Source organism: Clostridium sartagoforme (genome assembly GCF_039521405.1).
Classification (GTDB): domain Bacteria; phylum Bacillota; class Clostridia; order Clostridiales; family Clostridiaceae; genus Clostridium; species Clostridium sartagoforme.
This window is the reverse complement of sequence record NZ_BAAACH010000034.1, coordinates 24,030-36,805: the sequence shown is the minus strand read 5'-3', so window position 1 is coordinate 36,805 and position 12,776 is coordinate 24,030. Positions and strand designations below refer to the sequence as shown.

The 12,776-nt window shown below is 28.5% G+C and carries 12 protein-coding genes; 2 read left to right on the top strand and 10 right to left on the bottom strand.

The genetic code is table 11. The features are described from left to right. Nucleotides 1-85 precede the first annotated feature (85 nt). The 3 genes from ABDZ60_RS13525 to ABDZ60_RS13515 all read right to left on the bottom strand — a co-directional run bounded on the left by ABDZ60_RS13525 (nt 86) and on the right by ABDZ60_RS13515 (nt 3,551). Nucleotides 86-835: an acyl-[acyl-carrier-protein] thioesterase gene (locus ABDZ60_RS13525; RefSeq protein ID WP_016207923.1), complete on the bottom strand. Its 750-nt coding sequence runs from the start codon at nt 833-835 to the stop codon at nt 86-88. Nucleotides 836-1,275: 440 nt separating this feature from the next. Next, complete coding sequence (locus ABDZ60_RS13520) at nt 1,276-2,118, bottom strand: hypothetical protein (protein ID WP_016207924.1); 843 nt, start codon at nt 2,116-2,118, stop codon at nt 1,276-1,278. Between the two features lie 143 nt (nt 2,119-2,261). After that, on the bottom strand, nt 2,262-3,551 hold the full coding sequence (locus tag ABDZ60_RS13515; RefSeq protein WP_016207925.1) for an adenylosuccinate synthase: 1,290 nt from the start codon (nt 3,549-3,551) through the stop codon (nt 2,262-2,264). A gap of 216 nt (nt 3,552-3,767) precedes the next feature. Between ABDZ60_RS13515 and ABDZ60_RS13510 the strand changes: the two genes are divergently transcribed. Continuing rightward, on the top strand, nt 3,768-4,940 hold the full coding sequence (locus tag ABDZ60_RS13510; protein WP_343778754.1) for an NAD(P)-dependent malic enzyme: 1,173 nt from the start codon (nt 3,768-3,770) through the stop codon (nt 4,938-4,940). A 44-nt stretch (nt 4,941-4,984) separates the two neighbouring features. Here ABDZ60_RS13510 and proC read toward each other — a convergent pair whose 3' ends face one another. Further along, nucleotides 4,985-5,785, bottom strand: a complete 801-nt coding sequence (gene proC / locus ABDZ60_RS13505) for a pyrroline-5-carboxylate reductase (RefSeq protein ID WP_343778750.1) — start codon at nt 5,783-5,785, stop codon at nt 4,985-4,987. A gap of 130 nt (nt 5,786-5,915) precedes the next feature. Here proC and ABDZ60_RS13500 point away from each other — a divergent pair, with 130 nt between their 5' ends. Beyond that, complete coding sequence (locus ABDZ60_RS13500; protein WP_046999859.1) at nt 5,916-6,245, top strand: hypothetical protein; 330 nt, start codon at nt 5,916-5,918, stop codon at nt 6,243-6,245. 61 nt (nt 6,246-6,306) lie between these two features. Here ABDZ60_RS13500 and ABDZ60_RS13495 read toward each other — a convergent pair whose 3' ends face one another. The 6 genes from ABDZ60_RS13495 to rpsR all read right to left on the bottom strand — a co-directional run bounded on the left by ABDZ60_RS13495 (nt 6,307) and on the right by rpsR (nt 12,774). Then, nucleotides 6,307-7,644: a replicative DNA helicase gene (locus tag ABDZ60_RS13495; RefSeq protein ID WP_046999860.1), complete on the bottom strand. Its 1,338-nt coding sequence runs from the start codon at nt 7,642-7,644 to the stop codon at nt 6,307-6,309. A gap of 102 nt (nt 7,645-7,746) precedes the next feature. Further along, a complete protein-coding gene (gene lonC / locus ABDZ60_RS13490) occupies nt 7,747-9,633 on the bottom strand; it encodes a Lon family ATP-dependent protease (RefSeq protein ID WP_343778747.1) in 1,887 nt (628 codons plus the stop codon). Nucleotides 9,634-9,645: 12 nt separating this feature from the next. Further along, nucleotides 9,646-10,089, bottom strand: coding sequence for a 50S ribosomal protein L9 (gene rplI, locus ABDZ60_RS13485; RefSeq protein ID WP_046999862.1), 444 nt, complete (start codon nt 10,087-10,089; stop codon nt 9,646-9,648). 1 nt (nt 10,090) lies between these two features. Then, entirely contained in the window at nt 10,091-12,058 is a 1,968-nt protein-coding gene (locus ABDZ60_RS13480) for a DHH family phosphoesterase (RefSeq protein WP_343778745.1), read from the bottom strand. Nucleotides 12,059-12,062: 4 nt separating this feature from the next. Then, entirely contained in the window at nt 12,063-12,380 is a 318-nt protein-coding gene (locus ABDZ60_RS13475) for a MazG-like family protein (RefSeq protein ID WP_016207933.1), read from the bottom strand. Between the two features lie 151 nt (nt 12,381-12,531). Beyond that, the gene (gene rpsR, locus ABDZ60_RS13470) at nt 12,532-12,774 is read right to left on the bottom strand and encodes a 30S ribosomal protein S18 (RefSeq protein WP_008676141.1); all 243 of its coding nucleotides are present in this window, start codon (nt 12,772-12,774) and stop codon (nt 12,532-12,534) included. Nucleotides 12,775-12,776: the final 2 nt, after the last annotated feature.

The window sequence follows — 12,776 nt, the reverse complement described above, 5'->3', positions numbered from 1 at the left end:
AATACAGAAATCAGCTTTTAGCAGCTTAACCTCTTTTTTTAAAATGTCCTTGACATGGGGTCCATTTTAGACTTCTCCCTACCCTTTAATTTTTTCTCCAGCGTCCAATTAACTTAGTTAATTCTTTACCATCCTTAGTTTCTACTCTGTGAATAGTTACTAATTCGTCACCCTCTTCTTCTCTAATATCTGTTAGAACTTTAACTTCTTCTCCATATTTACATTCCTTTTCAAAGGTAACCATTACCTCTGCCAAAGCATAGCTGTTAACAATCTCTTCTGGTAATGTCTCAATAGCCCAATCTAAATACTTAGTATTATTAACATGTTTATTTGAATCTATATCAGAATATCTTACTCTAAAACTTCTTTCATATTTACAATTCTCAAGCTTCTCTAACCTTGGTATTTTAAATTCTTCTTTCATATCTTCTGATACACCATAAATTTCATATTGCTCATTTGGTATTCTCATCATTTTTCTTTTTTCTAAATTAATTAATAAAAATATTGCATTTGCTGATACTACTATATTTCCACCACTATCTTTAATTTCATAATTTCTCAATGCATAAAACTTTTTAAACCCAGCCGGTTCAGTTGTTACAGATAACTTTTCCCCATACATTGGATGCCTAAATATTTTTACATGATAATTATAAAACACCCAAGTCATATTATTTTGCATCAAACTTTCCATCCCTGATCCAAGAACTTCTGATTGTTTAGTTCCAATATCAGATAATATATTAATTATAGTCGACATTGATCCTCTTAAATTACTATCTACATCATAATAATGTAATTCATATTCTTTACTATAAGTCTTTCCCATAATATCCTCCAATTTTGATAAGCAAAATAATGAAAAATGAAGAAATGAAAAAATTAAATATATTTTGCTATGCAAAACTTAAAATTAAATATATGAAAAGCATATATGATTCAAACATCCTCAAAGGATTTTCTTCCTTAATTTTTCACTTTTTCAGTATTAACTTTTCACTACAAATTGCTTTGCAATTAATTTATTTCCATTAAAAACTATATATAAAATTATATACCTTTTTATTTTTAAGTCAAATTCCTAACTTTTATTATAAAAATATATTTTTTATTTTAATTATCTTTTATAAATGCTAGTCATTATAGTATTTATCCTTTTTATATTATTATGTATTTGAATAAATTTATCATCAATCTCCTTAAAAATAAAAAAATATTAATCATAATTTGAAAATATTAACAAAAAAACTCCCGTAGGAGTTTTCAAACTTAAATTATAGGATCGATATAAATTTCCTCTATATCTGATCTGTCATATACTAATACATTAAGATAAGATATTGTATATACTTGAATTATAAATTGTCCTATAATAGCTATTATTATGCCTAGTAAAGGTATGAATTCAAGAATAATTAATACTATTCCAAGTCCAATTGTTATCCCTGATATAGCTGCTAACCTTCCTATTGTAGTCCAAAAATAACCTCTTTTAAACAATAAGAAAGTTTCTCCTATTGCCTCCGTAATAGTTAAATCTTTTACTATTAATGCTGAATTAAATAACATAGGTATTGGAGCCATAACAACACATATAGCAATTATTAAAGGTATTAATATAATTAATCCTATTCCAATAGTTAAAAATGACAGTAAAACAGTAAGTAAAGTTAATGCTATAAAGAATGCAAAAAGCATTAATGCTACTAAAAGATTAAGTCCTATTACGCTCCATTTTTTCTGCCAAACATATTTATTAGCAGTTTTCCAACTTACTTCTTTTCCTCTGTTAGCATCATCTAGAATTTTCACTATAATAGCATCTGCATATATTATTACTGCTGATGCAATAATAATTGTAAAAATTAAAATTAATACACTTCCAAAGCCTATAAAAGGTATTGAGTTTTCTAAATAATTATATGAATATGCGTATGACATATTTATCATACTTGAAAATATAATTCCTACTATTATACCTACTATTATTAATACTGTAGGCACTATAAATATCCCTATAACCTTTAATATTTCTAATATATTATCTTTTGATATTCTGAAAGCTTTTGATAATATCTCAGAAACTGACAAATAATTTTTTCTTTCTTCCATAAATTCGCCTCCTTTTTATTTAATACTATACATATTTATTCTATCATAAATTGTTATATGATTGATATAATATATAAAATTGAATAAATAATTTATTATATAAATATATAAAGAGTACCATAAACATGATACTCTTCTATAAATTATAATTGTGTTGTTACTCTTATCGTTTGATCTCTTCTTGGCCCTACACCAATTATTGATATATTTACTCCTGTAAGCTCTTCAATTCTTGCTAAATACTTTTTAGCATTGTTAGGTAATTCATCGTAGCTTCTAGCATTTGCTACCTCTTCACCCCAACCATCAAATTCTTCATATATAGGTTCACATTTTGCTAAATCATTTAAGCTTGCTGGGAAATAATCTATAACTGTATCATTAAACTTATATCCTACGCAAATCTTTAATTTTTCTAATCCAGCTAAAGTATCTATCTTAGTTACGCATAATGACGTTAATCCAGATACCCTTACTGTTGTTTTTAATATAACAGCATCCAGCCAACCACATCTTCTAGATCTTCCAGTATTAACTCCATATTCGTGACCTTTTTCTCTTATCCATTCACCGATCTCATTATCTAATTCTGTTGGGAATGGTCCTTTACCAACTCTTGTTGTATATGCCTTTGCAATACCTATTGCATTAGTAATCATATTGGGTCCAATGCCTGATCCACTAGCAACTCCACAAGCGGTAGTATTAGATGAAGTTACATATGGATATGTACCGTAATCTATATCAAGAAGCATTCCTTGAGCACCTTCAAATAGAACTTTTTTATCAGCCTTGATTTCATTATATACTGCAACAGATGTATCTTTCACATAAGGTCTTAGTCTTTCTGCTAATGCTAAATATTTGGAAGCTATTTCTTCATAGTTAAGTTCTTCTCCACCTAAAACCTTAGTTATATAATCACTTTTAGCGCCTATGTTTTGCTTTAGTTTTTCTGTAAATACACTCTCATCTAAAAGATCACATATTCTTATACCACATCTTTCAAATTTATCTGTATAACATGGACCTATACCTCTTCCAGTTGTACCTATATCATTTTTTCCTCTTGATTTTTCCTTTAAAACATCCAAAATTTTATGATATGGCATTATAACATGTGCCCTATCACTTATTAAAAGTTTTTTAGGAGTAACATTAACTCCTTCTTCCTCAAGATAATCTATTTCTTCAAATAAAGCCTCTGGATCAACAACAACACCATTACCAATTACGTTTAATTTATCATCATGTAATATTCCTGATGGTATTAATCTTAATTTATATTGTCTATCTCCAACTTCAACTGTATGACCTGCGTTATTTCCTCCTTGAAACCTAACTATTACCTCTGCCTCTTCTGCAAGATAATCAGTCATCTTTCCCTTTCCTTCATCTCCCCATTGAGCTCCTAAAACAACAAATGCTGACATTTATATTGCCTCCTTGTTAAAGAACTTATTAAGTCCTTTATTTATAAAATAATTAATATTAATCTCCAAGTACAATATTAACAAAGTGAAAATAAACTTTCAACTTTTTTGCGAATATTTTTTTGCATTGTTTATATATAATTCGTATAATATATTTGTATCTATCTATATTCTTATTAAATTTAAAGTATTTATTCTATGAAAGGGAGTGTTATTATAAATATTTATGAAGAAGCTCTAAAATATCATGAAGAATTAAAAGGAAAATTTGAAATAACTTCTAGATGTAGAATTTCTAGTGAAAAAGATTTAAGTTTAGCATATACACCAGGAGTTGCAGAACCTTGCAAAAAAATTTATGAAGATCCTGATAATGCTTATTTATATACAAGAAAATGGAATACAGTTGCTGTAATTTCAGATGGATCTGCTGTTCTTGGTTTAGGTAATATAGGTCCATTGGCATCTCTTCCTGTTATGGAAGGTAAATCTATATTGTTTAAAGAATTTGCTAATGTAGATGCCTTTCCAATTGTTTTAGATACTAATGATGTTGATGAGATAGTTAACACTATAATAAATATATCACCAACTATTGGAGGAATAAATCTCGAAGATATATCTGCTCCTAGATGCTTTGAAATTGAACAAAGGCTAAAAGAAAAATTGAATATACCAGTTTTCCATGATGATCAGCACGGCACTGCTATAGTAGTTTTAGCTGGTCTTATAAATTCATTAAAGTTAGTTAATAAGAATATATCTAATATTAAAATAGTCATAAATGGTGCTGGTTCCGCAGGAACTGCTATTTGTAAATTATTAATTTCATTTGGAGCATCAAATATTGTAATGTGTGATAAAGATGGAATAATTCATAAATATAAGTATTATGAAAATAATTCAATGAATGAATTATCATCATTTACTAATAAAGAAAATTTAAAAGGAAACTTGGCTGATGCATTAGTAAATTCTGATGTATTTATAGGTGTTTCTGCACCTAATTTAGTGACAAAAGAAATGGCTCTTACGATGAATAAAGACTCTATAATATTTGCAATGGCCAATCCTATTCCTGAAATTTTCCCTGATGTTGCAAAAGAAGCTGGAGTAAAAATAATTGGTACCGGAAGGTCTGACTTTCCGAATCAAGTTAATAATGTATTAGCTTTTCCTGGAATATTTAGAGGCTCTTTAGATGTTAGAGCTTGTGATATTAATGAAGATATGAAAATTGCAGCTGCTCATGCAATTGCAAATTCAGTAGATGAAAATCATCTTAATTTTGATTTTATATTACCAAAGGCTTTTGATTTAAGAGTCCAAAAAGCTGTTGCTGAAGCAGTTAAAAATGCTGCAATAAAGAGTGGTGTATCTAGAATATAACAATTTAATTTTATAAAGGGAGGTTTTTAAACTTCCCTTTATATTTACATATTCTTAGATTTATCCGAGCATTTCTCCATAGATTTTATTATAGCACTTCTAAATCCACTGTTTTCTAATTCAATTACAGCTTCTATTGTAGTACCACCAGGAGAGCATACCATATCTTTCAGTTCTGCGGGATGTTTTCCTGTTTCTAATGCTAATTTTGCTGAACCTAATATACTTTGCTCTGCCATTTTATATGCTTTATTTCTAGGTATACCAAGCTTTACAGCAGCATCTGCCATAGCCTCTATAAACATGAATACATATGCTGGGGATGAGCCGCATAAAGCTATAAATGCATCAAAATATTTTTCTTCTAAAATTTCATATTTACCAAAATTTTCAAACAAAGCGCATATAATTTCTAAATCCTTTTGTTCAATATTAGAATTAGGACATATTGCTGACATTCCCTCTCCAACTAATGCAGGTGTATTTGGCATAGTTCTTATAATTTTATACTCCTTATCTAACCATGATTCCATATCTTCTAATGTTATTCCAGCAGCTATAGAAATTATTACGGCATCACTTTTTATATGACTTTCTAATTCTTTTAAAATTTGCTTATATAGATTAGGTTTTACAGCTAAGAATAATATTTCTGCTACTTTTGCTACCTCTACATTATCAAGTACACAATTTACTTTAAGTTCATTTATTATATTAACTCTTGATTCTTCACTTTTAGTTGATATAATAATGTTTTCCTTATTTATATTTGTTGAAGTAAGCAATCCCTTAAGCATTGCTTTTCCCATGTTTCCACAACCTATAAAACCTATACTTTTTTCCATTAACTTCACCTTCTTATAAAAATTCATTGTAAATAATTTTCTTAATTAATTATTATTTATAAAATTCCCCACTATACTCATAGGATAGCTTTTATTTAAATTCGCAAACTATTTATGAGGAGGGATAGTTATGAAAAATAATTTATTGCTCACAGATATAGAAAATAAAATAGATAATTTATTAGAGTTTAATCCTTTAATTGAAGATACAAAACCTATCATTAAATTAATAAATAAAGATAAATTTTATGATATTTATATTTCTCTTCGAGGTTTAACTAAGGAAGAAATTTTAATAAAATATGTAAATAACTTTCTTATTTTAAATCTCTCCTTAAAAAATAAATATAATAATAAAGTGAATTTTAAAAGAGCCTTTTACCTAAAAAATGTAGATATAGACAGAACAGAAAATATAGTTTGCGCTAATTTAATTTACTTTAAAATTCCTAAAAGTTAAAAATTGAAATTAAATTATTTTTAATTCTTCATTTTTAAATGGCTGTCTTTTTGACAGCCATTTATTCTTTATAAACTAATTCTAAATTAGCAAATTTACTATGTGCACCTATCCATGCCATTTTTACTGTCCCAACTGGGCCATTTCTTTGCTTGGCAATTATACATTCTCCTATATTTTTTTCTTCTGTTTCCTTATTGTAATATTCATCTCTATATAAGAACATAACAACGTCAGCATCCTGTTCTATTGATCCTGATTCTCTTAAGTCAGAAAGCATAGGTCTATGATCAGCTCTTTGCTCTGGCGCACGTGATAATTGAGATAAAGCAATTACAGGACATTCCATTTCCTTTGCTAATGCTTTTATAGATCTCGATATCTCTGAGACTTCTTGTTGTCTACTTTCACTTCCAGAACTACCACTCATAAGTTGTAAGTAGTCTATAAGAATCATATCTATACCATGTTCCATTTTAATTTTTCTACATTTAGATCTCATTTCCATTACACTTAAACCAGCTGTATCATCAATATAAATTTTAGCTTTTGATAAAGGTCCCGTTGCTCTTGCTATTCTTTCCCAATCATCGTCATCTAAATTACCAGTTCTAAGCTTTAGCATATCTACATTTGCTTCTGAACACAATAATTTATACGCCAACTGTTCCTTTGACATTTCCAGAGAAAATATAACTACACTTTTTCCTTCTCTTAAAGCTGCATTTTCAGCTATATTTAATGAAAATGTAGTTTTCCCCATAGATGGTCTTGCTGCAATAAGTACCATATCACCCTTTTGAAATCCTGATGTCTTTGCATCTAAATCTCTTATACCTGAACCAACACCTGTTATTGAGCCTTTATTATTAAATAGCCTTTCAATTTCTAAGAATCCTCTTTCTAGAACATTTGATAAAGCTTCATAATCATTTGATCCTTGTTTTTCTGCCAAATCAAAAATCTTTTTTTGTGCAAAATCTAACACATCATCCACTTTATTCTGTTTATTATAACTTTCTTCTATAATAGACGTAGATGATTTTATTAATTTTCTTAATAAAGATTTATCCTCTACTATTTTTATGTACGCCTCTAGATTAGCTGTAGTGATTACAGATGAACTTATTTCTGATATATATGTTACTCCACCAGCCTTATCTAACATATCTGTAGATTTTAAATATTCTAATAAGGTTACAAGGTCAACAGCCATATCCTGTGAAAACATTTCTCTAATGGCCTTAAATATAACCTTATGCCCATCTCTATAAAAATCTTCTTCATTTAATTTTTCTAAAGACTTAGCAATAGCACTTTTATCTATTATCATAGAACCAATTACAGATTGTTCTGCTTCTAAACTTTGAGGTAAACTCCTCATCATTGGTGCCTCCATATGTAACCTCCTTCCTCTTTTTAATATTATACATTATTATATCAAAGTTTTGTATTATTAAAAATAAAATTAAGCTTCCAAAAGGAAGCTTAATTTTATTTTTTAAAATACTATCTTCATTAGCTCTTCTATATTATCTATTGCTTTTACTTCTATATCACTTAAATCTAATGGAATTTCCTTTTCATTTGCTTTAGGAATAACTGCTAGCTTTATTCCCTTTCTTCTTGCTCCATATATCTTTTCAAATATTCCACCTACTGGTTTTATATTTCCTCTTAGCGATATTTCTCCTGTTATTGCTACATCTTGTCTTATAGGTTTTTCTAATAATGCACTTATTATTGCGATAGTAATTGCTGCTCCTGCTGATGGACCATCTATTCTTCCACCGCCAACAACATTTACATGTATATCATAATCCTTTATATCCTTATCAGTTATTCGCCTAATTACTGATGCAGCATTAAATACAGAGTCTTTTGCCATTGATCCTGCAGTATCATTAAATTTTATAGTTCCCATTCCTGGTTTCTTTGATTCAAAAGCAACTGCTTCTATTTCCAATGTTGATCCTATAAAGCCACTTACACCTAATCCATAAATATGCCCAACTTCATATTTATCCATATCTTCTATTATTTCATAAGGCACATATCTTCCTATAGAAATAACTTCTTCTACATCCTTAAGCTTAATTATATTATCATTTTCTTTTTTTGATGTATATAATGAATATCCATATGCATCCGCTAGTATATTAACAGCCTTTCTACCTTCTATAGTATATTGGCTTATAAATTCTGGAATACCATCTTCTAATATAACATTTAACTTTTTAGCAGCATTTTCAATTATACCTTTAATATCACTAGATGATAATGGTTCAAAGTAAACTTCAGTACATCTTGATCTTAAAGCTGGATTAATCTTACCTGGTTCCCTTGTGGTTGCTCCAATTAAAACAAAATCTGCTGGTGCTCCTTTTTCAAAAAGGTACTTTATATATTCGGGAGTATTTTCATCATCAGGATCATAATATGAAGATGAATATTCTACTCTTTTATCTTCTAATACCTTTAATAATTTATTTTGAAGAATTTCATCTAATTCACCAATTTCATCTATAAACAACACTCCACCATGAGCCTCTGTTACTAAACCTGTTTTAGGCTCTGGTACACCTATTTCGGCTAAATCCTTCTTGCTACCTTGATATATAGGATCATGAACAGAACCTAGAAGAGGATTTGTTATTTCTCTTGGGTCCCATCTTAATGTTGTTCCATCAACTTCAACAAATTTAGAATCCCCATCAAAAGGAGTAAACTGTAACTTCTTTGCTTCTTCTAATGCTAATCTAGCTGCTGAAGTTTTTCCTACCCCTGGTGGTCCATATAAAATTATATGTTGAGGGTATGGTGAGGACATTTTTGATATTAAAGATTTTATTGCTCTCTCCTGACCAACTATCTCCTCAAATGTTTCAGGCCTTAAAAGACTCATCACATTCTTATTAATCTTTTTTGAATCTAAACTTTCCAATCTTTCTAGCTTTTTAGTAGTTTTAGCACTTTCAGGCCCTTTTTGCTTTTTTATTATAGATAACTTAATATCATCCATAAATTTATCTTGTCTTTCTTGAAGTGCCTTCTCAACTTGTGTTTCCACTTTATTTTGAACATACTTTCTAGCTATATTTTCTGATATATAATAAATTGTATCTTCTAATACACCTCTTAATTCCTCTTCATTAGGTACAGTTTTTACACCTTTCCCATCTGAAGCAATCACATTTACTGCATATACTCTTTCACATATATTAGTGGAATTTGCGTATTTTTGAAGCTTAAATCTTACTATTCTTGCTCTTACAGCTCCTTCGTCTAATACATTATTTAATATTTGATTTATAACATTTACTTGTGCATCTAAAGATAATTCACTATCTAATATACCTTCTATATTTGTTTCGTCATAAGTCTTCAAACTTAGTCCTCCTTATGATTGCTGTACAATAACTTTAATCTTTGTTGATACTTCTGGATATAGTTTTAATTCTACATCATAAGATCCAGCAATCTTTATTGTATCCATAACTATTTTTTTCTTATCTATTGATAAGTTAAATTTCTTATTTATTAATTCGGCTACATCTTTACTTGTTATTGCACCAAATAATCTTCCACTCTCTCCGCTTTTAGCCTCAATCTTTATTTCTTTTCCTTTTAATTCAGAAGCCAATTTTTGAGCTGCTTCAATCTCTGCTAACTTTTTCTTTCTTTCATTTTCTTTTTTAGTATTTAATATATGAATATTATTATTATTTGCTTCTTCAGCTAATTTCCTTGGAAATAAAAAGTTTCTTGCATATCCATCTGATATATCAACAACGTCTCCCTTTTTTCCTAATTTTTTAACATCTTGTAATAAAATTACTTTCATGTTATTCACCCACCTTTAAATTTTTTTCTATTGATTGTTTTAATATTTTCATAGCACTCTCTATTGATATATTATTTAATTGAGCTCCTGCCATATTCATATGGCCTCCACCACCTATAGCTTCTAGTATAACTTGAACATTAACTTCTCCAATTGATCTACCACTAATAATTACATTATTATTAATTTCTGCTAATACAAAACAAACATTTATTCCTGATATATTTAATAATTCATCAGCTGCTTTAGCTGCCATAAAGCTCTTTTTTATTCTTTTAGGTGCAACTGCAATAGCTATACCCTTCTTTACTTCTGCTGATTTTATCGTATCTGCTATTATTAAATAATCTTCAAGATCATCCATAAACATTTTTTTAACTTCGATTGTATCAGCTCCGAGACCTCTTAAAAATGAAGCTGCATCAAAGGTTCTAACACCTGCTTTAAATGAAAATCCCTTTGTATCCATGAATATTCCAGCTAATAATCCTTCTGATTCTAATCTTGATAAGTTAGGCTTTTGAACCATATACTGGATGACCTCTGTAACCATTTCAGATGTGGATGATGCATAAACTTCTATGTAATTTAATATTGCACCTTCTACCATATCTGGACTTCTTCTATGATGATCTATTATTATTTTTCTCTGAGATTTTTCTACTATATTTAAATCTAACACATAACCTTTATTATGGACATCTACTATTATGAGTAGTGTCTTTTCATTTATTTGTTCATATGCTTCTTCTGTAGATATAAATAAATTATCATATCTAGAATCTTTTTTTAACTTTGATAGGAAATAATCAATTGCAGTAGTTTCATTACCCAATATAATATTGCATGGCTTACCTAATTGTTTTACTACTGATGATATCCCCACAGATGAACCAAAACAATCCATGTCGGGATTTTTGTGACCTAGAATAAAAACATTACTACTTTCATATATTAACTCTTTTAATGAATGAGATATAACTCTTGCTCTTACTCTTGTTCTTTTTTCTATTTCCCTTGTATTACCACCAAATATCTTTATCTTCTCGTTGCTTTTTACAACAACCTGGTCTCCGCCTCTTCCTAATGCTAACTCTTTTGCTGTAACTGCAAAAGTATTATTTTCAAGAGGACAGGTTCCACCTCTTCCAACTCCAATACTTAAGGTTACTTCAAATTTATTTCCTCTATCAATTTTAGATATATCCTCTAATATAGAAAATTTATTATTTATTTCTTCATCTATATATCTATCTTGTACTGAAAGAACATATTTATTAGAGTCATATTTTGTTATCATAGCTTTAAGTCTTTGAGCATATAAGTTTATTGTTTTTTCTATTTCTGCGACAAGCATAGGCCTATCACTATCTATGGTAGTTTCTAAAGCTTCTGCTAAATTATCTACTTCTATAAGCATTATACTTTCTTTAGTATTTTCTATATTTTTTAAATTACTTATGTCATTAAAATAAACTATATATATTTCTTCATTTAAATCATACTTTTCTACTTTACTAGCATATACTTTATATAGAGAATCTAATATTTTTATTTTTTGATGTAAATCTTTATCACATGTCAGTAATCTGGATAAATTTAATCCTCTTGCTATACTAACTACATTTAACCCTATAGGATTTTCATTTAATATAAACTTTTGAAATTCTCTATTGCACCAAAAAATTTCACCTGATTCTTTTATTAATGCTACTGGAAATATTAAATTTAAAATATTTTTATTTATTTCATTATCAATACTTTCCTTGATTTTTTCAATAGAATCTTCACTTTTTTCTCTAACCATATATTCACTTACATTAAATATGATAAATATTATAAGTAATATTGTCCCTAAAAGGGTACTTTTTATATAGTAAAATCCTAAACAAGCTCCTACAAATATAAGTGGTGTAATTATAGGCATAAAATCCTTAAGCCTTTTTCTAATTAAATCTTTCCATATCATAAAATTAATGGTGCTCCTTTAAATGTATTTGAAGCTTACTTAAACTTCTTCCATCCTTTTCATATTCATGTCCTTCAGCTATACCAACTTGTAATTTCTTTTTCATATCATCATCTACATCTTGACATGAATATCCTAATTTTTGCGCTAATACATATAATACAAGTATTGCACCTGATATACAATTTAAAATTGCGTTTTGAGCTACGTTGCTCCCTTTAGTAAGCAAATGATAGAACTCACCTATTATACATAATAAATTTGCTTTTAATTTTTCTATCATTTTTATATTAGCCATTATATTTAACTCATCTCTCTTCACCCTACTCACCCCTATACTAATACCCTGTATATATATTTTAATTATAATTTTATTTTATTGCAACAAATTATCATTTATTTTACAAATTTTGTAAGTAGTTGTTTTGCTTTGTATAATAAAAAACCCCTGATACGTCAGGGGCTTTTCTATATTACTCAGTTGTGAATGGTAATAATGCTATATTTCTTGATCTCTTTATAGCAGTTGTTAATTCTCTTTGGTGCTTAGCGCAAGTTCCAGAAATTCTTCTTGGTAATATCTTACCTCTTTCTGTTACGAACTTTCTTAGCTTAGTAATATCTTTATAATCTATTGCTTCAGCCTTTTCTACACAAAAAGCACATACTTTTCTCTTAGATCTTCTCATTTTTCCAGATCTCTTCATGTCTTTCATGC

What these genes read in the sequence shown, in the direction of transcription:
- ABDZ60_RS13525 (WP_016207923.1), bottom strand. Translation starts at nt 835, where the DNA reads ATGGGAAAGACTTATAGTAAAGAATATGAATTACATTATTATGATGTA.
- ABDZ60_RS13520 (WP_016207924.1), bottom strand. Translation starts at nt 2,118, where the DNA reads ATGGAAGAAAGAAAAAATTATTTGTCAGTTTCTGAGATATTATCAAAA.
- ABDZ60_RS13515 (WP_016207925.1), bottom strand. Translation starts at nt 3,551, where the DNA reads ATGTCAGCATTTGTTGTTTTAGGAGCTCAATGGGGAGATGAAGGAAAG.
- proC (WP_343778750.1), bottom strand. Translation starts at nt 5,785, where the DNA reads ATGGAAAAAAGTATAGGTTTTATAGGTTGTGGAAACATGGGAAAAGCA.
- ABDZ60_RS13500 (WP_046999859.1), top strand. Translation starts at nt 5,916, where the DNA reads ATGAAAAATAATTTATTGCTCACAGATATAGAAAATAAAATAGATAAT.
- ABDZ60_RS13495 (WP_046999860.1), bottom strand. Translation starts at nt 7,644, where the DNA reads ATGGAGGCACCAATGATGAGGAGTTTACCTCAAAGTTTAGAAGCAGAA.
- rplI (WP_046999862.1), bottom strand. Translation starts at nt 10,089, where the DNA reads ATGAAAGTAATTTTATTACAAGATGTTAAAAAATTAGGAAAAAAGGGA.
- ABDZ60_RS13480 (WP_343778745.1), bottom strand. Translation starts at nt 12,058, where the DNA reads ATGATATGGAAAGATTTAATTAGAAAAAGGCTTAAGGATTTTATGCCT.
- rpsR (WP_008676141.1), bottom strand. Translation starts at nt 12,774, where the DNA reads ATGAAAGACATGAAGAGATCTGGAAAAATGAGAAGATCTAAGAGAAAA.